This is a genomic window from Heterorhizobium halophytocola, from assembly GCF_017873095.1.
GTDB classification, from domain to species: domain Bacteria; phylum Pseudomonadota; class Alphaproteobacteria; order Rhizobiales; family Rhizobiaceae; genus Allorhizobium; species Allorhizobium halophytocola.
Genome location: NZ_JAGGJU010000005.1, coordinates 95,891 through 119,979, shown reverse-complemented (window position 1 = coordinate 119,979; position 24,089 = coordinate 95,891). Strand labels below are relative to the sequence as shown.

The window sequence follows — 24,089 nt, the reverse complement described above, 5'->3', positions numbered from 1 at the left end:
TGGCATGACGAGCGTCAATATCGCGACATTCGATCTCGACGCAGTGGAGCCGGAGGAGGGCGCACCCGCGCCCGATCGGCTGATTGCCGGCGATCCGCGGTTCACCACCTGGAATGTAGAGGAGGCGGAGGGCGGGATCTATGCCGGCGTCTGGCAGGCGACGCCCGGAAAATGGCGGATCGAATACGACGAATGGGAGTATTTCCATATTCTCTCCGGCTATTCGATCGTCACCGAGGAGGGTGGAGAGCCGGTGCATCTGCGCGCCGGCGACCGGCTCGTGCTGCGGCCCGGCTTCAAGGGAAGCTGGGAAGTCATTGAAACGACCCGCAAGGACTATGTGATCCGGCTCTAGTCCCCGGGCGTTTTGCGGAACGCGGCGGCGAAGGCATCCGAAGAGATGAAGGCGAGGGTGCGGCGCAGCTCCTCTGCCCGGTCTGCCCCGAATGCCGCGTCGAAGCGCGCCTGTGCCTTTTGCCACAAAGGTACCATCGCCCGATGGGCAGCTTCGCCCGAGGGCGTCAGCCTGACACGGCGCACGCGGCCATCCGTCTCATCCTTGATGATCTCGATGAGCCCGTCGCGGATCAGTGGCTTCAGCGTGTGGCCGAGCGCCGACAGGTCCATCACAAGCTCTGCGGCCAGCGCCTTCTGTGTCGGGGCACCGGAAAGCGAGATCTGCGACAACAGCGCGAACTGTGTGCCGTTGAGGCCGGCACCCGCCATCGCCTCGCCGTAAAACTGGCCGAGCTGGCGGGCGGCCCGGCGCGCGGCGCTGCTGTTGCAATAATCGAAAATGCTCCGGCTCGGCTCGGTCATGGGTCTTTCCTGCGCTCAAGGGCAATGTCTGTTCTGCCATATCGGCGTGATGCGGCCTGCGTCAAAAAAATATCGTCCGGCATCTTGTCGATGGGGAACCTGATCTGCATTTAGTGGTATGTGCCAGCAAATCAAGAAAGGAACTGACATGACATCCAATTCGCTTCCCGGTACGGCCCTCGTGACCGGTGCTTCCTCCGGCATCGGTGCCACCTATGCCGACCGTCTGGCCAGACGCGGCTATGATCTCATCCTGGTTGCCCGCAACCGCGAGCGCCTTGACGCGGCTGCCGAGCGGCTCGCCCGCGATCATGGCGTGAAGGTCGATGTGCTTGCTGCCGATCTGACGCAGCACGAGGATGTGCTGCGCGTCGAGGCCAGGCTGCGGTCCGATGCCGCCATCACGATGTTTGTCAACAATGCCGGCATGGGAAGCGGCAGCGCGTTGAAGGACGAGACGGATCTCGACCTGCTCGACCGGATGGTGGCGGTAAATGTTGTCGCGGCAAACCGTCTGGCGATCGCTGCCGTCCAGGCCTTCCTGGCCCGCGACCGGGGCACCATCGTCAACACGGCCTCGGTCGTTGCGTTGTCGCCCCACTTTTTCAACGGCACCTACAGCGCCAGCAAATCCTTCGTCCTGACCTTCACCGAAAGCCTGGCGGGCGAATTGCAGGGCACCAATGTCCGTCTGCAGGCGGTTCTGCCCGGTCTGACCCGCACCGAGATCTTCGAAAGGGCCGGCGGTTCCGTCGATGCGCTCGACCCGGAAAAGGTGATGGACGTCAGCGATCTGGTGGATGCGGCGCTTGCAGGTCTCGATCAGGGCGAACTGATCACCATTCCCTCGCTTGCCGATGCCGGTCTCTACGATGGCTATATCGCGGCCCGCGATGCGCTGGGGCCGCATCTGTCGCTGCGCAAGCCGGCCGCCCGTTACGGGGTGACCGATGCAGCATCCGATGCCGCCTGAAGGCGGCCGCATCTCCGGTTGAAAGCGCGGAAATTGCGCTTGCCGAAGTCATGATGCGGGTATATACCCGCGTCATGACTTGTCCCGATTGCCACTGCATTTCCTTGCGCAAGGCCTCGCGCCGCCTGACCGCCGTCTATGACGGGGCGATGGCGCCGTTCGGCATCACCATCACCCAGTTCAGCGAGCTGCGCAACATCCAGCGTCTGCAGCCGGTATCGCTGAGCGAGCTTGCCGAAAAGCTGGAGCTCGATCGCTCGACCATCGGCCGCAACGTCAAGGTCCTGCAGCGCCTCGAACTGGTCGAAACAACCGATGGCGAGGATCGCCGGCAGAATGCGCTTCGTCTGACGCCGAAGGCGGCGGACCTCCTGAAGGAGGCCGCGCCGGCCTGGGACGCGGTACAGGCAAAGGTCGAGGAGGCCATGCCGCAATCCGTCCTGCTAGAGCTTTGCGACCGCCTCGAAACACTTTGATACCCGCAATTGTGCAGCCGGGCCGGCTGTCATCCGGAAGGGAACACCATGATCTCGACACGCCTTGCCAGCTATCTTGAAGCCCGGGGCATCTATTATGGCTGGGTGGTGGCCGGGGTCACCTTTCTGACCATGCTGGCGACGGCCGGCGCCATGGGGTCCGCCGGCGTGCTGATCGGCCCGCTCGGTAAGGAGTTCGGCTGGACGACCGAGCAGATTTCCTCGGCCATGGCGCTGCGCCTCGTGCTCTTCGGTCTGCTCGGACCGTTCGCGGCGGCCTTCATGAACCATTTCGGCGTCCGCCAGGTCGTGACGCTGGCCGTTGGCCTGATCAGTGGCGGCATCATCCTCTCCTTCTTCATGACCTCGCTCTGGCAGCTCGTGCTGTTCTGGGGCGTGATCGTCGGGGTCGGCACCGGCATGACCGCGCTGGTGCTCGGTGCGACCATCGCCACCCGCTGGTTCGTCGAACGCCGCGGCTTTGTCGTCGGCCTGATGACGGTCAGCAATGCCACGGGACAGTTGATCTTCCTGCCGATCCTCGCGAGCCTGACGGAAGCCTATGGCTGGCGCGTCGCGCTCTCCTTCAACATAGCGACACTGCTGTTCGCCATGGTCGGCATGCTGCTGTTCATGCGCAATTATCCGGCGGATGTCGGTCTGGCACCCTATGGCGAAAAGTCGATCGAGCCGCCGCCGGTGCGCGCTGCCTCGCTCGGCCAGATGCTGGCGTCACCGATCAAGGTGCTGGTCGAGGCGTCTGCCAAACCCGCCTTCTGGATCCTGTTTCTCACCTTCTTCGTCTGCGGCCTGTCGACCAATGGCCTGATCCAGACCCACTGGATCTCGATCTGCGGGGATTTCTCCATCCTGCCGGTCGCCGCTGCCGGCATGCTGGCAACCATCGGCCTGTTCGACTTCGCCGGCACGCTGTTTGCCGGATGGCTCTCCGACCGGTTCGACAATCGCTGGCTGCTGTTCTGGTTCTACGGCTTGCGCGGCCTGTCGCTGATCTTCTTGTCGATGTCCGGCTTCGACTACGTGACACTTGCGGTCTTTGCAATCTTCTACGGCCTGGACTGGGTGGCGACCGTGCCGCCGACGGTCAAGCTGACCGTCCAGCATTTCGGCCGGGACAAGGCCAATATCGTCTTCGGCTGGGTGTTTACCGGTCACCAGATCGGCGCTGCGACCGCGACCTTCGGCGCCGGCTATATCCGCACCGATTTCCAGACCTTCCTGCCGGCCATCTACATCGCGGGTTTCGCCTGTCTGGTGGCGGCCATCATGGTGCTCGGCATCGGCCGCTTCCGCCGCCGCGGCGGCGAGATCGCCCAGCCCGCCTGACCACCTGGCGGCAAACGCGACGACAACAGCAATCGCCCGGTGGCATCCGTCACCGGGCAATTGTCGTGCGGGGGGCTGCGGCCCTTATGAGGCGGCGGCCGCCTTGTCCGCCTCCGCCTGATGCTGTGCGGCCAGCGCCGCGTCCTCGGCGGCGACGCGCTGGAATGCGGGCCGGCCGGTCATCCGCGCGATATAGGCCTTGATCGCCGGGCGCTCCGGCACCAGCCCGAACATCACCGTCCAGTTCAGCGCCATGCCCCAGAGGATGTCCGCGACCGTCAGGCGTTCGCCGAGCAGATAGGGGCCGTTCGACAGGCTGTCCTCGATCATGGCGATGAGGTCCTCGTAGCGGCCATAGGGTGTGTCGTTCGGATCGGACGGGACATACTGGCGGTGACGATCGATTACCGCCGGCTCGAAGCTGCTGCCGTAGAGCGCGATCCAGCGCAGATAGGCGCCGCGGTCCGGGTCGTTGATCGCCGGTGTCAGGCCGGCTTCCGCAAACAGGTCGCCGAGATGCAGATAGATGGCGACCTGCTCCGTCACCAGCGTCTCGCCGTGCAGGATTGCCGGCACCTTGCCGAGGGGATTGATCGCCAGATAGGGCGGCTGGCGATGTTCCCCGACCTTGAAGTTGAGAACCTTCAAGATGTGCGGAGCGCCGAGCTCCTCGAGCAGTACGCGCACGCCGGTCGCGCGGGTCTGGGGCGCATAGTAGAAAGTGATCGGTTGGGTCGTGGCCAAGGCTGGTGTCTCCTGTGATGGACGTTTCGATGCACACAGGATGCGGCTCCATACCTGTCAGTTTTTGTCAGGTTGAGATAGCATGATCGGCGGAACGGAGATTTTTCGATGCGTGCCAGCCGGCTGATCAACATCCTGACGACCCTGCAGGCGAGGGGACTGGTAACCGCCGAGGCGCTGGCTGCCGAAAACGAGGTGTCGGTGCGCACGATCTACCGCGACATCGACGCCCTGTCGTTGTCGGGCGTGCCCGTTTATAGCGAGCGCGGGTCCGATGGCGGCTATCGCCTGCTCGACGGCTACCGTGTGCGGCTGAACGGCATGTCGCCGGGCGAGGCCGAAGCCATGTTCCTGTCGGGTCTGCCCGGTGCGGCAGCCGATCTCGGCCTCGGATCGCTGATGGCCGGGGCCCACAGGAAGCTGACCGCGGCCCTGCCGGAAGAACTTCGCCGGAGTGCGGCGCGCATGCAGGCGAAATTTCATCTCGATGCACCGACCTGGTTCGGCGAGAGCGAGCAGCCGCTTCATTTGCAGGCGGTTGCCGATGCGGTCTGGAATGCCAAGCGGATCCGCATGCGCTACCGCGCGTGGAAGTCGGAGAAGGATCGCGAGGTCGAGCCTCTCGGCATCGTCCTGAAAGGCGGTGCCTGGTACCTGGCCGGACGGGTGGACGACAGCGTGCGGACCTATCGCATCGCCCGCATTCTCGACCTCGTTGTCACCGACCGGATCTTCGAACGGCCGAAGTCCTTCGATCTTGCAGCCTATTGGAGGGAGAGCACCGAGCGTCTGGAAGCGGAGCTCTACAGGGAGACTGCAACGCTGAGACTGTCTTACTGGGGCATGAAGATGCTGGAGGGAGTGAGCCCGGCCTATGCACGCAGCCGCATGGAAACCGTCGGTGATCCCGACGCCGACGGCTGGCAGACGGTGCGGATGCCGGTCGGTTCGACCCGCCATGCGGTTTCGGATATCCTGCGGCTGTCAACGGAAGTCGAGGTCATCGCACCGGAGGCGCTGCGCACGGCAATGGCCGAGACGACGGCGAAGATCGCCGGCTTTTACCGCGATGTCATCCCGCCACAGCCGGAGGCGTCCACGCCAGTTCCAGCCGCTCCAGGCCATGGAAATGATAGACATCCTTGACCGCGGGCTTCGCTGCAAGCTCAAGGTCCGGCAGGCGTCTGAACAGAAGCGGCAGCACTATGTTGAGCTCCAGCCGGGCAAGCGGTGCGCCGATGCAGAAATGAATGCCGGCGCCGAAGGACAGATTGGCGCCCTCGTCGCGATCGGGGCGAAAGGCGAGGGGATCGCTGAATTTCAGGGGATCGAGATTGGCGGCGGCGAGGATCAGCCCGACCTTGTCGCCACGCTGGAAGGAAATGCCGTCGATCTCGCAGGGCTCGATGCACCAGCGCTGGAAGATGTGCACCGGCGCGCAAAGCCGCAGTGTTTCCTCCACCGTCCGCTCGGTCGCCTTCGGATCGGCAAAGAGGGTCTTCGGGTCCACGCCGCTTTCCAGGATCACCCGCACCGAATTGCCGATCTGGTGCACGGTCGCCTCATGCCCGGCATTCAGCAGCACGATGGTCGTGGATACCAGTTCGTCATCGGTCAGATGCCGGCCCTTGTGCTCGGTATGGATCATGTGGCTCAGCAGATCCTCGCGGGGTTCCGCCCGGCGCGCGGCAATCAGGCGGCGGACGTAGTCGGCGAATTCCCTTGCCGAACGGTCGGCGGCATCCTCGTCGGCGCGCGAGCGCTTTAACATGTACATGCCGACATAGTCGTGGCTCCATTTGAGCAATTGCGGCCCCATGTCGTCGGGAATGCCGATCATCCGCGCGATCATCGTCACCGGAATGATGTCGGCAAAGGACGAGAGCAGTTCGGTCTCGCCGTCTCGTTCAAAGCCGTCGATCAGCCGGTTGGCGAGCGCCTCGATCTCGCCTGTCATCTTCTCCACATGGCGCGAGACGAAGGCGCGGTTGACCAGGGTGCGAAGTCGCGTGTGCTCCGGCGGCTCGATTTCCAGCAGCGAATGCTCCTCCGCCTTGTCGAAATGCCGCGTATGTTCGGCCGGTGCCGGCAGGTCTAGTTCCGCGCGGCTGGCGACATGCAGGATCTGCCGGCCGAAGCGACGGTCGCGCAAGAGACTGTTCACATGGTCGTAGCCGGTGAAGAACCACATCTTCTGCTCCTGCCAGTAGAACGTCGGGCAGGCCGCATGCAGGGCGGCATAGGTGGTGTTGGGATCGCTGTAGAACGCCGGCCTGCGGGCGTCGAGGCGGACCTGGCGACGCGCAGCGTCGATGGCAAGAAAGGTATGATCGGTCATGGTCCCGTCTTATCGTAACCGCTTGCACGTGCAAGCGGCTGGCGGCAGGATCAGCTATGCGGCTGGTTGACGGCGGTAATCCGCTGCAGCACCGCCACCTGGCGGTCGGCATTGTCGTCGATCATCCGGGCCTGTTCCCCGACCTGCGCGTTCTCGTCCTCGTTCCACACCACCACCCGGTTGCGGCCGCGCGCCTTGGCGAGATAGAGCGCCTTGTCGGCGAGCGTCAGCGAGCGGTCGAAACTTGCCATCTGCGCCGGCGTGGTGACGACGCCGGCACTGGTGGTGACCTGGATGGCGGCCTGATCGGCCTCGATCCTGACAGCGGCAAAGGCGCGGCGGATTGCTTCGGCGTGGCGCGTCGCGTCGCGGATGTCCTGCTGTGGCATGGCAAAGGCGAACTCCGCCCCGCCGGTGCGCCCGAACGGGGTGTCGGGGGGCAACAGACGCCGGCAGATGGCGGTGAACTGTTTCAGCACCAGGTCACCGGCGGCATGGCCATAGGTGTCGTTGACGACCTTGAAATGATCGATGCCGAACAGCACGATCGAAACCAGGGCTGCGGGATTTTCGGCCTTTGTCTGGTTGAACCCCTGCTCGAAACCGCGCCGGTTGAGGGCGCCGGTGAGGGGATCTATCCGCGCCAGGCGGGCAAGCTCGCTGCTGGTCCGGTCGCTCATCATCCGGCCCACGAGCAGCACGATGGCGATGAAGGCGGTGATCGTGATGGCGCAATAGGCGCCGGAAAAGGCAAGTTCGGTAAAGTCGCTTGCCGCGTGGATGAGGGCATCGGCACCCATCAGGGCCGCGCTGGTCGAAAGCGCCATGAAAATGCCGACAAGCATCAGCCTGCAGCGCCAGGAGCTGTGGCCGCCGACCAGCAGCAGCATCGACAGCGTCGAAAAGCCGATCATCGAGGCGATCTCGAAGGCGACGACCCGGTAGGCGAAGGTCTCGCGGACGAGGGGGAAGAGACAGGCCGTCGTCCAGACAAGCGCCGGCACAAGCGGAAAGGCGGTTGCCGGTCTGCTGTCGAAGAGCCGGATGCCATGACCCCAGAAGCCGAAGGCGAGCAGCGCCACGGTGTTGGCAATGGGGATCGACAGGACATCCGGGATCGTGCCACGCAGCGCGATCAACAGCACGCCGAGCGCATAGCTGAGAAAGCCGAGGCCGAAATACAGGCTGTGGCGCTGGCGGCGATCATGCCACCAGACGCTGACGAGGATCAGCGACAGGGTGATCCCCTGGCCTGACCAGAGAAAGATGGCCGTGTTGAAATCGATCACGACGGTGTCCTAAAAATTTTCGCCCAGCATCGGCATCAAGGGTTAACCGAGCGTTTGGACAGGGTGCCAGAAAGCCACGCTTGGTCAATGGTTCATTGCGTTTTGCCGACACGGGCTGTTTACCATGCCGGGCGGAAGCGTGGGGGATGTGGCGGCAACGCCACGATCCCCCCTCGATTTCGCCTGCGGGGCGGGCTAGACGCAGCAGGCTCACGCAAGGCTTGAGTATTAAGGATATCCCGCGCTCGCGTCTTGAAGTCCGGGGTGGTGACACTCTATGTAGGAGTGGCAGATTTGTTGATGATTCCCGCCGCGACTATCCGTGTCAGGGATGAGTTTCACGAAGGACGGACATGACTAATCCAGTAGATACCGCAATGGCCCTGGTGCCGATGGTCGTAGAACAGACCAACCGGGGCGAGCGGTCGTATGATATCTATTCGCGGCTGTTGAAAGAACGCATCATCTTCCTGACCGGCCCGGTCGAAGATCACATGGCATCGCTCGTATGTGCCCAGCTGCTGTTTCTCGAAGCGGAAAACCCGAAAAAAGAGATCGCTCTCTACATCAATTCGCCAGGCGGCGTCGTGACGGCAGGTCTGGCGATCTACGACACGATGCAGTTCATCCGTCCGGCCGTATCGACGCTGTGCATCGGCCAGGCCGCATCCATGGGCTCGCTGCTTCTGGCGGCCGGCGAGAAGGGCATGCGCTTCGCCACGCCGAACTCGCGCATCATGGTGCACCAGCCGTCCGGCGGCTATCAGGGCCAGGCGACCGATATCGAGCGTCATGCTCGTGACATTATCAAGATGAAACGTCGCCTCAACGAGGTCTATGTCAAGCACACTGGCCGGACCTTCGAGGAAGTCGAAAAGACGCTCGATCGCGACCACTTCATGGATGCGGACGAGGCCAAGGAGTGGGGCGTGATCGACAAGATCCTGACCACCCGCCAGGAAATCGAAGGGGCGACCGGCGGCTGACGTCGGCGCTCCAGCGCCAGGCCCCGCTCTTTTCTTTGTGAACGGGCGGGGCTTCCACTAGCTGGTGAAAGCGCGCTAGAAGTTGCTATTAAGGCTATGTTGAATTTTTATGACATAGTCTGCCATTTGGAGGGGTTTTCGTTGCCTCCGCCCCCGTAAAGGGTGGAAAGTACCCCGCCGAAGCCGATACCGGTCTGTGCGACGGTCCGGTTGAGTGAGTCATCCGTAGGCCCTCGAGGGTCATACGGCGTGCTGGAAGGAAGAAGACATGAGCAAGGTCAGCGGAAGCAACGGCGGTGACTCCAAGAACACCCTTTACTGCTCTTTCTGCGGAAAGAGCCAGCACGAAGTCCGGAAGCTGATTGCCGGACCGACGGTCTTCATCTGTGATGAATGCGTCGAATTGTGCATGGACATCATCCGCGAAGAGAACAAGAGCTCCATGGTGAAGTCGCGGGACGGCGTGCCGACCCCGCAGGACATCATCAAGATTCTCGACGAATATGTCATCGGCCAGCAGGGTGCCAAGAGGATCCTGTCGGTTGCCGTGCATAACCATTACAAGCGTCTGTCGCATGCCTCCAAGGGCGGCGACGATGTCGAACTGGCGAAATCCAATATCCTCCTGGTTGGACCGACCGGTTGCGGCAAGACCTATCTCGCCCAGACGCTCGCCCGCATCATCGACGTGCCGTTCACCATGGCCGACGCGACGACGCTGACGGAAGCGGGCTATGTCGGCGAAGACGTCGAAAACATCATCCTGAAGCTGCTGCAGTCGGCCGACTACAATGTCGAGCGTGCGCAGCGCGGCATCGTCTATATCGACGAAGTCGACAAGATCAGCCGCAAGTCGGACAACCCCTCGATCACCCGCGACGTGTCGGGCGAAGGCGTCCAGCAGGCGCTGCTGAAGATCATGGAAGGCACGGTTGCCTCCGTGCCGCCCCAGGGCGGCCGCAAGCATCCGCAGCAGGAATTCCTGCAGGTCGACACCACGAACATCCTGTTCATCTGCGGCGGGGCCTTTGCCGGTCTCGACAAGATCATCTCGGACCGTGGTGAGAAGACCTCGATCGGTTTCGGGGCCGCGGTGGCGGCGCCTGACGATCGTCGCGTCGGCCACGTGCTGCGCGAACTCGAGCCGGAAGATCTGGTGAAGTTCGGCCTGATTCCCGAATTCATCGGCCGTTTGCCGGTGCTGGCGACGCTCGAGGACCTGGATGAGGATGCCTTGATCCAGATCCTGTCGGAACCGAAGAACGCGCTGGTCAAGCAGTATCAGCGGCTGTTCGAGATGGAAGACGTGGAGCTGACATTCCACGAGGACGCTTTGCGCGAAATCGCCCGCAAGGCGATCATCCGCAAGACCGGCGCCCGTGGTCTGCGCTCGATCATGGAGAAGATCCTGCTCGACACCATGTTCGAACTGCCCGAGCTCGAAGGGGTACGCGAGGTCGTGATTTCCGACGAGGTCGTCAACGGCAATTCGCGCCCGCTCTACATCTATGCCGATCGTCAGGACGACAAGGCCAACGCTTCGGCGTGATATTCGAGCGATGAACTCGATTTTGTGGACGGGCTCGGTGTAACCGGGCCCGTTTGCATGTGCCGCACCGGCCCTGCGTCCGGTGCCTTCTGCGAGGATAACGCGGCGGTTTTGCGTGATTTTCGCTTGCAGCCCGGCGGGCTTGCGATAATCCTTGTCATCGATCGTTGCTGATCAGGCGAGCGATTCCCTTTGATGAACGGTTGCGTTCCCGGGAATGCGCAAGGTTCGCGATAGCCTGACCGGGCATCATGGGCGTTCGCCAATCTGCGTTATCCTGCACTCGGCGCATGGCAGGCAAGCACGGCCTTGCTGGGGTTGAATTCGGGTTCCCGGCACGCCATTTCAGCTGGGAACAAACATTAGGGGCCGTTGCCTATCGAGGGACGGCCACCCCTCCCTGAACCGGGAGGAACTGAAAGGACAGGCAATGACGAACATGACGTCTGCCGCAGGCGACACCAATACCTACCCGGTTTTGCCGCTACGCGACATCGTGGTCTTTCCCCACATGATCGTACCGCTCTTCGTTGGGCGTGAAAAATCCATTCGCGCACTCGAGGAAGTGATGGGTTCGGACAAGCAGATCATGCTTGCCACCCAGATGAACGCGGGCGATGACGACCCGGAAGCCGATGCGATCTACCGCGTCGGAACGGTCGCCAACGTGCTGCAGCTGCTGAAGCTGCCCGACGGCACCGTGAAGGTGCTGATCGAAGGCCGTGCCCGCGCCAAGATCGAAGCCCATTCCGACCGCGACGATTTCTACGAAGTCCAGGCCACCATTCTCGGTGAGCCCGAGGAAGATGCCGTCGAGATCGAGGCTCTTTCGCGCTCCGTGGTGTCCGAGTTCGAAAACTATGTGAAGCTGAACAAGAAGATCTCTCCCGAGGTCGTCGGTGCGGCAAGCCAGATCGAGGACTATTCCAAGCTCGCCGACACGGTCGCTTCGCATCTGTCGATCAAGCTGACCGAAAAGCAGGAAATGCTGGAAACCGTCTCCGTCAAGGAACGGCTGGAAAAGGCGCTCGGCTTCATGGAAGGCGAGATTTCCGTCCTGCAGGTCGAGAAGCGTATCCGCTCGCGCGTCAAGCGCCAGATGGAGAAGACCCAGCGCGAATACTATCTGAATGAGCAGATGAAGGCCATTCAGAAGGAACTCGGCGAGGGCGAGGACGGCCGCGACGAGATGGCCGAACTCGAAGAACGCATCGCCAAGACGAAGTTCTCCAAGGAAGCCCGGGAAAAGGCCGACGCAGAATTCAAGAAGCTGCGCCATATGAGCCCGATGTCGGCGGAAGCCACCGTCGTGCGCAACTATCTCGACTGGCTGCTGGGCCTGCCGTGGAGCAAGAACTCCAAGGTCAAGATCGACCTCAATGCGGCCGAAAAGGTTCTCGACGAGGATCACTTTGGTCTCGACAAGGTCAAGGAGCGGATCGTCGAATATCTCGCCGTCCAGGCGCGCCAGAAGAAGTTGAAGGGCCCGATCCTCTGCCTCGTCGGCCCTCCCGGCGTCGGCAAGACCTCGCTCGCCAAGTCGATCGCCAAGGCGACCGGCCGCGAATATGTCCGCATGGCGCTTGGCGGCGTGCGGGACGAGGCCGAGATCCGTGGTCACCGCCGCACCTATATCGGCTCGATGCCCGGCAAGGTCATCCAGTCGATGAAGAAGGCGAAGAAGTCGAACCCGCTTTTCCTGCTCGACGAGATCGACAAGCTCGGCCAGGACTATCGCGGCGATCCGTCATCGGCCCTGCTCGAGGTGCTCGATCCGGAACAGAACTCGACCTTCATGGACCACTATCTGGAAGTCGAGTACGACCTGTCCAACGTGATGTTCATCACCACGGCCAACACGCTCAACATCCCGGGTCCGCTGATGGACCGCATGGAGATCATCCGGATCGCCGGCTACACGGAAGACGAAAAGCGCGAAATCGCAAAGCGTCATCTGCTGCCCAAGGCGATCAAGGAACATGCGCTCCAGCCGGAAGAGTTCTCGGTGTCGGACGATGCCCTGATGGCGATCATCCAGCAGTACACCCGTGAAGCCGGTGTGCGTTCCTTCGAGCGCGAGCTGATGAAGCTCGCCCGCAAGGCCGTGACCGAGATCATCAAGGGCAATGTCAAGTCGGTCGAAGTGACGGCTGCCAACATCCACGACTTCCTCGGCGTGCCGCGTTTCCGTCACGGCGAAGCCGAAGGCGAGGATCAGGTCGGTGTGGTCACCGGGCTGGCATGGACCGAGGTCGGTGGCGAACTGCTGACGATCGAAGGCGTGATGATGCCGGGCAAGGGCCGCATGACGGTCACCGGCAACCTGAAGGAAGTGATGAAGGAGTCGATCTCGGCTGCGGCATCCTATGTTCGGGCGCGTGCCGTCGATTTCGGCGTCAAGCCGCCGCTGTTCGACAAGACCGACATCCACGTGCATGTGCCGGAAGGGGCAACCCCGAAGGACGGCCCGTCGGCCGGTATTGGCATGGCAACGGCGATCGTCTCGATCATGACCGGCATCCCGGTCTCCAAGGACATCGCCATGACTGGGGAAGTGACCTTGCGTGGTCGCGTCCTGCCGATCGGCGGCCTGAAGGAAAAGCTGCTCGCAGCTCTTCGCGGTGGTATCAAGAAGGTTCTGATCCCGGAAGAAAACGCCAAGGATCTGGCGGACATTCCGGACAATGTGAAGAACAATCTCGAGATCATCCCGGTCTCGCGGATGGGTGAGGTCATCGCCCATGCGCTGGTGCGCCAGCCGGTGCCGATCGAATGGGACGGAACCGTTGATTCCCCGGCGATTGCGGCCGCAGACGTGGTCGATGACACCGGTGCATCCATCGCACACTGACGGCCTTTGAAGGCCATTGGTTGCGCAAAAGGCACAAATCTCGAAAAGGCTGGCGAATTTGCCAGCCTTTTTTGTGTAAACTCTCCTGAGTGCCTTGTTTTTCAGTCGGTTGAGTGGCTTTTCAGTTGTCAAGGGCCGAAGCATTTGTATTCTCCGCCCGAGTTAATTTCTCTGAGTCGTTTCATGCCAATCAAGAAAGGGTGGAAACATGAACAAGAACGAGCTCGTATCTGCTGTTGCCGAAAAAGCTGGCCTCACCAAGGCTGATGCCCAGTCGGCTGTTGATGCAGTTTTCGAAACCGTACAGGCCGAACTGAAGACCGGTGGCGACATCCGTCTCGCCGGCTTTGGTGCTTTCACGGTATCGCACCGCGAAGCCTCCAAGGGCCGCAACCCGTCCACCGGTGCTGAAGTCGACATCCCGGCTCGCAACGTGCCGAAGTTCACGGCCGGCAAGGGCCTGAAGGACGCTGTCAACAACAAGTAATGGAGCCACGGCCCCCCGAGGCCGGTTCTCTTGCGACCACGAACTGACCCGCCTTCTTCGGAAGGCGGGTTTTTCGTTTTCAGGGACACAGTGTTCAGCGGGCCGCACGGCGCCTCGCCTTGTCGCGCGACCGGCTTTGTAATACCAACCGGTAAGGCCGGATATCCGGCTTCGTTCTCGGGGCGGGGTGAAAATCCCCACCGGCGGTAAGGGATGTCGTTCGGCATCCCGAGCCCGCGAGCGCCTCTTCCGGCAATGGCGGGAGAGGGTCAGCAGATCCGGTGCAACTCCGGAGCCGACGGTCACAGTCCGGATGGAAGAGAACGGGTGAAGCGATGTCGTGGGCGGCATGCGCGGTGCGGGAGCACCGGCAGTGGCGGCCCGGCGCCAGTGATCGCCGTCCGTGTCCTCGTCCGGGGGGCCGGCGGGGATCGCGGACAATTGTCTTTCACCCTGCGCCCTGATTTCGTGTTGGTCCTTCGTGAAGGAAAGAGGCATGAATCAAAGTGTTGCAGTTCTCCTGCGGTCCCCGGCCGTCATCGGCGCCAGCTATATGGTCGCTGCCGGCGTCGTCTTTGCCGCGATCAATATCGTCACCCAGTGGCTCGCCATGCAGATGGCCTTTCCGGCAGCCTCCGTCGCCTTCTGGCAATATGGTTTCGCGCTCGTCCTGTCTCTGCCCTTGCTCTTCCGCCTTGGCCTGAGGGCGATGAAGACCGCCTATCCCTGGCGCCATGTCGTGCGCGTCTTGCTGGCTGCACTTGGCGTACAGACCTGGCTGCTGGGCCTTGCCTCCGTGCCGATCTGGCAGGCGATCGCCTTGGTGATGACCTCGCCCTTCTTCATCATTGTCGGCGCCCGGGTGTTTCTCGGCGAGCGGGTCGGTGCGGCGCGCTGGGGCGCAACCCTTGCCGGCTTCACCGGCGCCATGCTGATTCTCAGCCCCTGGTCGGACAGTTTCACGCCGGCTGCCCTCTTGCCGATCGCCTCGGCCTTCCTGTGGGGCGGCTCGTCCCTGCTGATGAAGAACCTGACGGCGCATGAACCGGCCGAGACGGTGACCGTCTGGCTGCTGGTCATGCTGACGCCGATCAATGCCGGTCTGGCGCTGGCCGACGGCTTGGTGGTGCCGGGCGGGCTGGCGCTCGTCCTGCTGCTTTCAGCCGGCCTGCTGACGGCCATCGGGCAATATCTGCTGACGCTTGCCTATTCCGCAGCCGATGCCACCTATGTCCAACCTTTCGACGACCTGAAACTGCCGCTCAACGTGGCCGCCGGCTTTATCGTCTTCGGTTATGCACCGGCCGACTATTTCTGGATCGGTGCGCTGCTGATCCTCAGCGCCTCGCTCTTCCTGATGCGGCTGGAGATCGCCAGGGGGAGGGCGGCGGTCGCCTGACCCTTGCCAACCGGCGGCATTGCCGCGTCGCAGGCGGTTTCCCACGACGGAAACGGGCATTGTCATCGGCCTGTCATCGACAACGCGCAAAACGCCCCCTGTCACGTTCACGAGACAGGGGGATACCACCATGATCCATCGTTTTTCGCGCGTTGCCCTGACGGCAGCACTTCTCGGCTCCGTCGCGCTGCCAGCCGGCGCTGCCGAGGTCTTCAACCGCATCGCGGCCTTCCCGGTCGCCAGCAACCTGCCGGCCGACAAGGACCCGGCAACCGAAACCTCTTCGGAAATCATCACCGCCACGGACGACGGCAACACCATCGTCTATTCCGACAGTCCGCTCGGTGCGATCGGCTTCGTCGACATCACCGATGGCAAGGCGCCCAGGGCCGGTGGCGCGGTGATGATGGGCGGCGAGCCGACCTCGGTTGCCGTTGCCGGCACCAAGGTTCTGGCAGCCGTCAACACCTCGGAGAGCTATGTGAAGCCATCCGGCAAGCTCTCCGTCATCGATCTTGCCACCAAGAAGATCGAGGCAAGCTGCGAGCTCGGCGGCCAGCCGGATTCGATTGCGGTGTCGCCGGACAAGACCTTTGCCGCGATCGCCATCGAAAACGAGCGCGATGAAGAGCTGAACGACGGCAAGCTGCCGCAGATGCCGGCCGGCGACCTGGTGATCGTCTCGCTGAAGGACGGTGTCGCCGATTGTGATTCGATCCGGCATGTCGATGTGACGGGCCTGGCCGAGATCGCGCCGGAAGACCCGGAGCCCGAATTCGTCTCGATCAACAGCCTGGGTGAGATCGCGCTGACGCTGCAGGAAAACAACCACATCATCATCATCGACGGCAAGACCGCCAAGGTGACGGCGAATTTCTCCGCCGGTAGCGTCGATCTCGACGGGATCGACACGGAGAAGGATGGCAAGCTGGATTTCACCGGCGCGCTGAAGGGCGTCAAGCGCGAGCCCGACACGGTCAAGTGGCTCGACGACAACCGGCTGGTGATCGCCAATGAAGGCGACTACGAAGGCGGATCGCGCGGCTTCACCATCTTCGACAAGAGCGGCAAGGTCCTCTTCGAATCGGGAGCCTCCTTCGAGCGCATCGTGGCGGCGGCCGGGCATTTCCCCGACAAGCGCGCCGACAAGAAGGGTATCGAGCTCGAAGGTCTGGAGACCGCGACCTTCGGCGATCAGAAATACATCTTCGTGCTGTCCGAGCGCGCCTCCGTCATCGGCGTCTACAAGGACACCGGCGGCGAGCCTGAATTCGTTCAGATGCTGCCGTCGGGCATCTCGCCGGAAAGCGCTGTCGCCATTCCGGGCCGCAACCTCCTGGTGAGCGCCAACGAGGTGGATCTGGTCAAGGATGGCGGCGCGCGCTCGCATGTCATGGTCTACGAACTGGGTGAGGGCGAAGCGGCCTATCCGATGATCAGCTCGGCGGTCGGCGACCAGCTGATCGGCTGGGGTGCGCTTTCCGGCCTGACCGCCGATGCCGAGAAGCCCGGCATGCTCTATGCGATCAATGACAGCTTCTACAGCGCCCAGCCGGAGATCTTCACGATCGATGCGACGGCCAGGCCGGCAAGGATCACCGCGGCCCTGCCGATCACCCGCGACGGCAAGACGGCCGAAAAGCTCGACATCGAAGGCATAACTCTCGACGGTCAGGGCGGCTACTGGCTGGCTTCGGAAGGCAATTCCGAGAAGGACGTTCCGCACGCCCTCTACCATGTCGACGGCAAGGGCTCGATCACCGAACAGGTCCTGCTGCCGGAGGTTCTGCTGAAGAACGAGATCCGATTCGGCTTTGAAGGCGTCACCATGGTCGGCACCGGCGACGACGCGACGCTCTGGATGGCCGTTCAGCGCGAATGGAAGGACGACGAGAAGGGCATGGTCAAGCTCGTCACCTACAAGCCGTCTTCCAAGGAATGGGCTGCCGTCCATTATCCGCTCGACAAAAGCGAAAAGGGCTGGGTCGGCCTGTCGGAAATCACGGCCAAGGACGGCGCGCTCTACATCGTCGAGCGTGACAACCAGATCGGTGATGCCGCGAAGATCAAGAAGCTCTACCGCGTTTCGCTGGCCGACCTGACGCCGGCGGCCCTCGGCGGCGAACTTCCGCTGGTGACCAAGGAAGAGGTCCACGACTTCCTCCCCGACCTGAAGTCGGCGACCAACGGCTATGTCGTCGACAAGCTGGAAGGCTTCACCTTCGACGCGGCCGGCAAGGCCTATGCCGTGACCGACAATGACGGTGTGGATGATTCGTCCGGCGAGACGCTGTTCTTCCCGGTCGACATGACCGCCACCAACTGATCGCAGTCCTCCCAAGGCGAGCGGCGAATAGGGCCGGGCGGGCAACCGTCCGGCTCCTTTTTTGCCGAAGGATAGGAACAGTCACTGTGTTGCCGACGGCGCCACACACACGGTTTCTTGTTTAACCCGAACGCGTTAGACTCCGTCCATCAGAAACTGCCGGAACGCCCAGACCTTGGAAACCGACCTCTATCCGCCCGTCAAACGCTTTCTCGAAAACCTCGGCTTCGAGGTGAAGGGCGAAGTGCGCAGTTGCGATGTCGTGGCGATTTCAAAGGATGTCACCGAACTCGTGGTGATCGGCGAACTCAAGCGGACGTTTTCGCTGGAACTGCTGCTGCAGGCGGTCGAGCGGACATCGGCCTGTGACGAGGTCTGGCTGGCGGTCGCGGCCTCGAAGACCGGGCGGGGCCGGGAAGGCGACAAGCGGGTCAAGAAGCTGCTGCGCCTGCTGGGCTTCGGACTGCTCTCGGTCGCTGCCAATGGCCGCGTCGATGTGCTGGTCGAGCCGGGGCCCTGGAAACCGCGGCGCGATCCGAAGCGGCGCTCGCGAATCGTCAACGAATTTCACCGCCGCAAGGGCGATCCGATCGCCGGCGGCTCGACCCGCATCCCGCAGATGACCGCTTACCGCCAGCAGGCGCTGGTCGTGGCCGAAGCGTTGGCCGAAGGACCGCAGCGCCCCCGCGACCTGAAGGCTGCCGCACCCGATGCGGCCAGGATGCTGCAGGCGAATGTCTATGGCTGGTTCGAGCGGATCGAGCGCGGCGTCTATGGCCTGACCGAGGCCGGCCGAGCGGCGCTGGTGACATGGACATCCGAGGCGCCGGCCGAAAAGGCGGACGCAACCCGGGCGGCCTGATCGAGCCGGCCGCCCGTTTGCCGTCCGTTACCAGCGCTGGTGGACGCTCGGCGCGATCAGTCGGTCATAGACCTCCTTGGCCGCCAGCATGACCTCGCCGGTCACCGCTGGCAGATCGGAGGCGGCGGCATTGCCCCTTGCCTGTTCGCCATTGCGCGCGCCCGGGATGACGACCGTGACGGCCTCGTGCATCAGGATCCAGCGCAGCGCGAATTGCGCCATCGAGGCGCCCTCCGGCACCAGCGCGCGGATGTCCTCTACGGCCTGGAGCCCGGTCTCGAACGGCACGCCGGCAAAGGTCTCGCCGACATCGAAAGCCTCGCCTTGGCGATTGAACTTGCGGTGGTCGTCGTCGGCGAAATGCGTGGCCGCGGTGATCTTGCCCGACAGCAGGCCGCTTGCCAGCGGCACGCGGGCAATCACCGCCACGTCGCGGCGCTTGGCTTCGGCAAAGAACAGGCCGGCGGGGCGCTGGCGGAACATGTTGAAGATGATCTGGACACTTTCGACTCCTGGATATTCGATCGCCTTCAGCGCTTCCTCGACCTTTTCGACGCTGACGCCGTAATGGGCGATCTTGCCGGCGGCTTTCAATTCGTCGAGCGCCGCGAACACCTGCGGACGATAGAAGACCTCCGTCGGCGGGCAATGCAGTTGCACGAGATCGAGGCAGTCCACTGCCAGATTGCGGCGCGAGCGGTCGATGAAGGCTTCGAGATTGGCTTTCGTATAGCCGTCCGCGACATGCGGATCGAGACGCCGGCCCGCCTTGGTGGCCACCATCGGGCGCGCGCCGCCGCGTGACTTGAGCACGTCCGCGATGATCTTTTCCGACCGGCCGTCACCATAGACATCCGCCGTGTCGACGAAGGTGACACCGGCGTCCAGCGCTGCATTCAGCGCATTGCGGCCATCCGTTTCGGAGACCTCGCCCCAGGATCCTCCGATCTGCCAGGCACCGAAACCGACATCGCTGACGGTAAATCCGGTTTTTCCGAAGGCGTGTTCTCTCATCTGGAAATTCCTCCCTTTCAATCTGCGGTCGGGCCTAGCAAGTGCGGTTGTTCCACACAAGGTCGGTCGCGATCGGTTGCAAATGTTCTTTATTTGTTCCATGTGTTTTAGCATGACCATACTGATCGATACGCTCGGAAAGGCGGCACGCCACAACATGCTGGTCCAGGCGCATTGTCGCAAATGCGGGCGTCAGGCGAAGTTTCTGGCAACCGATCTGGTGCGGTTCTACAGTCCCGGCCGGAGGATCGAGACACTGCCATTCAAATGCCGTGAATGTGATGCATCCGATTGCCGGATCGTCCCGATAGAATTCATTACCGACAGGACTCGCGAGACCATTGTCTGGCGACCGACCAAGGTCAAGCAGCCCGGTTGACGATCGGAGACCGGTGAATGGCATTTGCCTTGCGGGTATTTTCTTTGTTGCCGCTCGTTCTTCTCGCCATCAGTTTCGGCGGGGCGGTCGAGACCACCTACCGGACCGGCGTGTTGCTGGGACTGGTCGATCCCGCGCGCCTTGCCGAATACCGCCTCTATTTTGCCGATACCGCCGCGTTCAACGGCGAGATCGAGCAGGCGATCGGCGCGGGCGACTACGACTATGCCGAATCGCTCTACAGTCTTGGCGTCCACTATGGCCACGAATTGTCGCCCGACCTCGGCGAACGCGCCCGCGCGACACCGTTGCGTCGGATGTCTGCCGCCAGCGCGCAGGTCGTCAAGGGATTCGTCTTCGGCAGCGTCGATACCGGCGCCGAGATCGGCGGCACACTGGCAAGCGACCTCATCGGCGTCGGCGACGTCAGGGATTTCTCCATTCACGGCTACCGGTATCTGTCGGGCGGCGACTATGATCCGCTTCTGCTGGGGCTGTCTGCCGCCGGCATCGGGCTCACGGCTGCGACCTATGGCACGGCCGGGGCCGCATCTGCCGCCGACGCCGGCATTTCGCTGGTGAAGAACGCCTACAAGGCGCGGCGCCTGTCGAAACCGCTAACCGCCTATTTCTCGAAGCTGGCGGGCAGGGCGGTCAATCTCGGCGTGATGAAAGCCGAATTCCGCGCGGCCGACCAGGCCCTGTCGCTGCCGGCCAGGGTGGAAAAGGCGGCCGTCAAAGCGGTCGACCGCAAGGCGCTGAAAACCCTGGGGCAAGAGGCCGAGGTGCTGAACGGTGTGCGCCGGCAGTCCGGCGTGCGCGCGTCGGTCGCGGCCCTGTCGATTGCCGATGGACCGAAGGAACTGCGGCGGCTTGCCCGGGTCAGTGCCCGGTTCGGCGAAAGTGGTCACGCGGTGCTGAAATTTCTTGGCCGTTCGGTGCTGCGAATCACCGGCCTGATCGTCGATCTGCTGAAGACCCTGGCCTGGTTCGTCTCGACCGTGCTGATGGCACTTGTCCGCTGGCCGGCGCGCATTCTGGCAAAGGCTGTGGCGCGCCGGCTCGGTTTCGATGTGTGGGGCGGAATTATCCGGCCGGTCTTGAAGCTTTGTTGATGGCCGCACCGTTCTTCGCAACGCTTTCCGGCCGCTGGGCGCCAGTGGTCTGTGCCGTCTCCGCACCGGGCGCGCCGGTCGTCTGGGTGGAGGAAATCAGCGCACCTGCGCCGTCATAAAGATATCTGCCTGGCATGGATCTGTCTTTCGTTTGCCGCCGTGGCGAACCTTGTCCGCCCTCGAATGGCGCAGTCTGTGGCGCCGAAATTGTTCCGGAATTATGGCAGGGCGCAGATTTCTCACAGCCCTTGACGCTTCGTCATCGCGCCGCCCCTTTGAGCGGAACGGAAGCAGGGCTCTCGCGTTGACGTGCAGAAGTTTTCAACAAGGAGATATTCCATGCGAATCGTCGGAACCCAGGTGCATGAAGAGATGGGCGGCCGCGGCGGCTATATCGTCGAATTCGTCAGCGAAGACGGTGATGTGGCCTCCGTGCAGCTGCGCCAGACCGAGAGTCGGGGCTTGACCCGCGGCAATGCGGTGGAGAAGGCCAAGGCCCTGCTGTCCAGCGCCGCCGGATATGATCCGCAGACCGGTGACGAGGACAAGGCCGCTGCGGTCAAATCCGCCCGGCAGTCCAAGGACCGTGAGGAACAGGAAAGCCAGCTGGAGGAAGGCCTGGAAGACACGTTCCCGGCGTCCGATCCGGTCTCGGCATCCTATTCCTCGACGGCCGGCAAGCACTGATAGCGTGACCCCGTCCGGCGGCCGCCGTCATGGCACCGCTGGATCGTGAATGACCAAGGCGCCCTGCAGCGATGCGGGGCGTCTTTGCGTTTGTCGCCACGCCTTAAGTCGACTTGCATGCGAATTGACGTTCTACCCTAGGTAGATTAGCTTGCGCTAGGAAAGCAGCATCACCGGGGGGAGGGGATCATGCAGCTCAATCGTCGCGGGTTCATCGCCTCGGCTGCTGCCGGACTGTCGGCTGCGATGATGACCAGGGCATCGGCGCAGGTGCTGGCGGACACCCTGGGCGGCACCCGATCCTCGTGGGAGGAACTGCGCCAGGCGGTCGGCGGCAACCTCTATATGCCGGCAGACCGCAATTTCGCCCTGCGGGCAGCGGTCAACAACCTGCGCTATATGGCGCTGTTGCCGGAAGCGGTCGCCGTCGTCTCCTCGGTAAGCCAGGTGCAGGCGACCCTCCAGTGGTGCAAGGCAAACCGCTTCGAGTTTCGGATAAAAGGTGGTGGACATTCCTATGCCGGCTTTTCCACATGCCCGAAACTGGTGATTTCGACGGAGGGCCTTGGCGGCGTCAGTCTGGGACCGGGCGCCGATCCGCGTGTCGAGGTCGGCGGCGGCATCATCAATTACGATCTCTATGACGCCCTCGCCCGGGCCCGGCGCACGATCACCCATGGCCGCTGTTCGACGGTCGGGATTTCAGGCTTCGTGCTCGGCGGCGGCATCGGATTCGACATGCGGCGACTCGGCATGGCCTGCGACCTGCTGGAAAGCGCATCGATCGTGCTGGCCGACGGGCGGTTCGTCACCGCCTCGGAGCGCGCCTATACAGACCTTTTCTGGGCCTTGCGCGGCGGCGCCGGCGGCAATTTCGGCATCTGCACCGGATATTCCTTCAGAACGGTGGACGTGGCCGCGGAGGAACTCATCGTCTTCCAGCGCCAGTATGCCACCGGCAGCATCACGACCATGCGCAGTTTCCTTTCGCGTCTGCTGGCCGGCTGCGAGGCCATGCCCAACGGTTTCGGCTCCCGAATTTCCGTCCGCTACGTGAAGCCCGCGCCCGGCATCGGCGGCGAACCGCAATTCCTTGTCGATTTTCTCGGCCAGTCCGCCGGCGGGCGGGCCCGCCTGGCGCAGCTGTTCTCCGCGGTGGACGAGATCCTGCGACCAAATGTGCTGATCGATTTCCGCGGGGAATACTGGCAGGGCCAGCATCTGCTGGCAGAGGAGGATGCGCCGGCCTTCTATCAGGAACGTTCGACCTTTCTGAAAACCACGCCCGCCGACGAAGCGATCATCGAGGCCCTGCGCATGCTCACCCAGCGTCCCGACGTCCATGGGACATGCGATCTGCGATTCTTCCAGACCGGCGGCGAGATCGACGTGAAGAGACCCGACGCCACGGCCTATGTCCATCGCGGCAATCACTGGCTGGCGCTGGTCGGATATTACTGGCAGGCACGCGATCTGCGCGATCCAGGCCTGATCGCGTCCGGCCACGACTGGCAGAATCGGTTCTATCGGCAGATCGTCGAGCAGTTCGACGGGGCCGGCGCCTTCCAGAACTTTCCCGACATCTCGCTTCAGAACTGGGCGGAGGCCTATTACGGGGGCAACCTGAAGAGGCTGCGCGAGGTGAAGCAGGCCTATGATCCCGATGGCCTTTTCGACTTTCCGCAGGCGCTCCAGAACGCCTGACGCCGGGACAATGCGATACGCGCATGATGCAGGACAGGCAAAAGCAGCGTTTTGGCGGCGGATAAGGAAGGAAAGAAGGAATGGTGGGCGATGAGAGACTCGAACTCCCGACATCCTCGGTGTAAACGAGGCGCTCTACCAACTGAGCTAATCGCCCTTCGCGTCAACCGGGCTCGTTGCCCGCCGCGTCGGTGGTGGTGATCTATGCGGATCGAAAAAAAACCGCAAGAGGCTTTTTGAGAAAAATGCCGTCTTTTTTGCAAGCGCGCCGATTTGGCGGGCAGCCAGACGCAAGAATGCCTGAGGGCAGGGCGATGGTCGCGGCGGCAGTTTTATCGCTTTCCCACAGGTCGCGAATGGAAAAACCGGGCGGCTGGAGAATTGTCTTCGAACCAGCTTGACACCATAAACCGAACAGCATAGTTAGCCGCTCATCGAACGGGCCAGCCCGGTCGGCAGGAGAGGGCGCAAGCGCCTTTTCGAGAATATTGCGGGTGTAGCTCAGTTGGTTAGAGTGCCGGCCTGTCACGCCGGAGGTCGCGGGTTCGAGCCCCGTCACTCGCGCCATTCTCGTCTCTCTGAACCGTTCGACGGCTCCGGCCGGAGGACATCGTGGCCGGATAGGGTCACGGCAATGCGCGGGTGTAGCTCAGTCGGTTAGAGTGCCGGCCTGTCACGCCGGAGGTCGCGGGTTCGAGCCCCGTCACTCGCGCCATTTCTTCTTGCCTCCATAATTGTTTTGTT

21 protein-coding genes, 3 tRNA genes and 1 riboswitch are annotated in these 24,089 nt (G+C 62.7%); of the genes, 18 read left to right on the top strand and 6 right to left on the bottom strand.

From position 1 onward, the window contains the following. Positions 1-4 precede the first annotated feature (4 nt). Positions 5-355 (top strand): cupin domain-containing protein, encoded by a 351-nt coding sequence (locus tag J2Z17_RS10325; RefSeq protein WP_209944592.1) that lies wholly within the window; start codon positions 5-7, stop codon positions 353-355. Here the strand turns inward: J2Z17_RS10325 and J2Z17_RS10320 are convergent. Continuing rightward, positions 352-819, bottom strand: a complete 468-nt coding sequence (locus tag J2Z17_RS10320) for a MarR family winged helix-turn-helix transcriptional regulator (protein ID WP_209944590.1) — start codon at positions 817-819, stop codon at positions 352-354. The genes J2Z17_RS10325 and J2Z17_RS10320 overlap by 4 nt on opposite strands. 148 nt (positions 820-967) lie before the next feature. Here J2Z17_RS10320 and J2Z17_RS10315 point away from each other — a divergent pair, with 148 nt between their 5' ends. The 3 genes from J2Z17_RS10315 (at position 968) to J2Z17_RS10305 (ending at position 3,615) form a co-directional block, all read left to right on the top strand. After that, entirely contained in the window at positions 968-1,792 is an 825-nt protein-coding gene (locus tag J2Z17_RS10315) for an SDR family NAD(P)-dependent oxidoreductase (RefSeq protein ID WP_209944588.1), read from the top strand. A gap of 74 nt (positions 1,793-1,866) precedes the next feature. Continuing rightward, positions 1,867-2,268: a MarR family winged helix-turn-helix transcriptional regulator gene (locus tag J2Z17_RS10310; protein WP_209944586.1), complete on the top strand. Its 402-nt coding sequence runs from the start codon at positions 1,867-1,869 to the stop codon at positions 2,266-2,268. A gap of 48 nt (positions 2,269-2,316) precedes the next feature. Next, a complete protein-coding gene (locus J2Z17_RS10305; protein ID WP_209944584.1) occupies positions 2,317-3,615 on the top strand; it encodes an MFS transporter in 1,299 nt (432 codons plus the stop codon). Positions 3,616-3,699: 84 nt separating this feature from the next. Here J2Z17_RS10305 and J2Z17_RS10300 read toward each other — a convergent pair whose 3' ends face one another. Continuing rightward, complete coding sequence (locus J2Z17_RS10300; protein WP_209944582.1) at positions 3,700-4,359, bottom strand: glutathione S-transferase family protein; 660 nt, start codon at positions 4,357-4,359, stop codon at positions 3,700-3,702. 108 nt (positions 4,360-4,467) lie between these two features. On the opposite strand from J2Z17_RS10300, the gene J2Z17_RS10295 reads away from it, so the two are divergent. Next, positions 4,468-5,505 carry a helix-turn-helix transcriptional regulator gene (locus tag J2Z17_RS10295; RefSeq protein WP_209944581.1) on the top strand — a complete coding sequence of 346 codons (1,038 nt, stop codon included), beginning with the start codon at positions 4,468-4,470 and terminating at the stop codon, positions 5,503-5,505. Here J2Z17_RS10295 and J2Z17_RS10290 read toward each other — a convergent pair. Next, positions 5,432-6,697 carry a cytochrome P450 gene (locus J2Z17_RS10290; RefSeq protein ID WP_209944579.1) on the bottom strand — a complete coding sequence of 422 codons (1,266 nt, stop codon included), beginning with the start codon at positions 6,695-6,697 and terminating at the stop codon, positions 5,432-5,434. The two genes, J2Z17_RS10295 and J2Z17_RS10290, sit on opposite strands and share 74 nt — an antisense overlap. Positions 6,698-6,747: 50 nt before the next feature. Further along, on the bottom strand, positions 6,748-7,986 hold the full coding sequence (locus J2Z17_RS25520) for a GGDEF domain-containing protein (RefSeq protein WP_209944577.1): 1,239 nt from the start codon (positions 7,984-7,986) through the stop codon (positions 6,748-6,750). Between the two features lie 353 nt (positions 7,987-8,339). Here J2Z17_RS25520 and clpP point away from each other — a divergent pair, with 353 nt between their 5' ends. From clpP to J2Z17_RS10250, 7 genes are all read left to right on the top strand, one after another. Then, positions 8,340-8,972: an ATP-dependent Clp endopeptidase proteolytic subunit ClpP gene (gene clpP, locus J2Z17_RS10280; protein WP_209944575.1), complete on the top strand. Its 633-nt coding sequence runs from the start codon at positions 8,340-8,342 to the stop codon at positions 8,970-8,972. 268 nt (positions 8,973-9,240) lie between these two features. Then, a complete protein-coding gene (gene clpX / locus J2Z17_RS10275) occupies positions 9,241-10,521 on the top strand; it encodes an ATP-dependent Clp protease ATP-binding subunit ClpX (protein ID WP_209944573.1) in 1,281 nt (426 codons plus the stop codon). A 430-nt stretch (positions 10,522-10,951) separates the two neighbouring features. After that, positions 10,952-13,372: an endopeptidase La gene (lon, locus tag J2Z17_RS10270; RefSeq protein ID WP_209944571.1), complete on the top strand. Its 2,421-nt coding sequence runs from the start codon at positions 10,952-10,954 to the stop codon at positions 13,370-13,372. A 208-nt stretch (positions 13,373-13,580) separates the two neighbouring features. Then, a complete protein-coding gene (hupB, locus tag J2Z17_RS10265) occupies positions 13,581-13,859 on the top strand; it encodes a DNA-binding protein HupB (protein ID WP_209944568.1) in 279 nt (92 codons plus the stop codon). 169 nt (positions 13,860-14,028) lie between these two features. Further along, positions 14,029-14,188: riboswitch (FMN riboswitch) on the top strand. Positions 14,189-14,355: 167 nt separating this feature from the next. Beyond that, entirely contained in the window at positions 14,356-15,258 is a 903-nt protein-coding gene (locus J2Z17_RS10260) for a DMT family transporter (RefSeq protein ID WP_209944566.1), read from the top strand. A 130-nt stretch (positions 15,259-15,388) separates the two neighbouring features. Further along, positions 15,389-17,584, top strand: a complete 2,196-nt coding sequence (locus J2Z17_RS10255; RefSeq protein WP_209944564.1) for an esterase-like activity of phytase family protein — start codon at positions 15,389-15,391, stop codon at positions 17,582-17,584. Positions 17,585-17,759: 175 nt separating this feature from the next. Beyond that, complete coding sequence (locus J2Z17_RS10250; RefSeq protein ID WP_209944562.1) at positions 17,760-18,446, top strand: DUF2161 domain-containing phosphodiesterase; 687 nt, start codon at positions 17,760-17,762, stop codon at positions 18,444-18,446. 27 nt (positions 18,447-18,473) lie between these two features. Here J2Z17_RS10250 and J2Z17_RS10245 read toward each other — a convergent pair whose 3' ends face one another. Beyond that, on the bottom strand, positions 18,474-19,460 hold the full coding sequence (locus J2Z17_RS10245; protein ID WP_209944560.1) for an aldo/keto reductase: 987 nt from the start codon (positions 19,458-19,460) through the stop codon (positions 18,474-18,476). A gap of 112 nt (positions 19,461-19,572) precedes the next feature. On the opposite strand from J2Z17_RS10245, the gene J2Z17_RS10240 reads away from it, so the two are divergent. From J2Z17_RS10240 to J2Z17_RS10225, 4 genes are all read left to right on the top strand, one after another. Then, the gene (locus tag J2Z17_RS10240; protein ID WP_209944558.1) at positions 19,573-19,839 is read left to right on the top strand and encodes a hypothetical protein; all 267 of its coding nucleotides are present in this window, start codon (positions 19,573-19,575) and stop codon (positions 19,837-19,839) included. 17 nt (positions 19,840-19,856) lie between these two features. Next, complete coding sequence (locus J2Z17_RS10235) at positions 19,857-20,954, top strand: hypothetical protein (RefSeq protein WP_209944555.1); 1,098 nt, start codon at positions 19,857-19,859, stop codon at positions 20,952-20,954. A 339-nt stretch (positions 20,955-21,293) separates the two neighbouring features. Continuing rightward, complete coding sequence (locus J2Z17_RS10230) at positions 21,294-21,641, top strand: hypothetical protein (protein WP_209944553.1); 348 nt, start codon at positions 21,294-21,296, stop codon at positions 21,639-21,641. A gap of 189 nt (positions 21,642-21,830) precedes the next feature. Beyond that, on the top strand, positions 21,831-23,345 hold the full coding sequence (locus J2Z17_RS10225; RefSeq protein ID WP_209944550.1) for an FAD-binding oxidoreductase: 1,515 nt from the start codon (positions 21,831-21,833) through the stop codon (positions 23,343-23,345). An 81-nt stretch (positions 23,346-23,426) separates the two neighbouring features. Here the strand turns inward: J2Z17_RS10225 and J2Z17_RS10220 are convergent. Continuing rightward, positions 23,427-23,502, bottom strand: a tRNA-Val gene (locus J2Z17_RS10220). Between the two features lie 333 nt (positions 23,503-23,835). Here J2Z17_RS10220 and J2Z17_RS10215 point away from each other — a divergent pair. Together J2Z17_RS10215 and J2Z17_RS10210 are read left to right on the top strand one after the other, a co-directional pair. Further along, positions 23,836-23,912: transfer RNA gene (locus J2Z17_RS10215), tRNA-Asp, on the top strand. 71 nt (positions 23,913-23,983) lie between these two features. Beyond that, positions 23,984-24,060 (top strand) — tRNA-Asp (locus J2Z17_RS10210). Positions 24,061-24,089 lie beyond the last annotated feature (29 nt).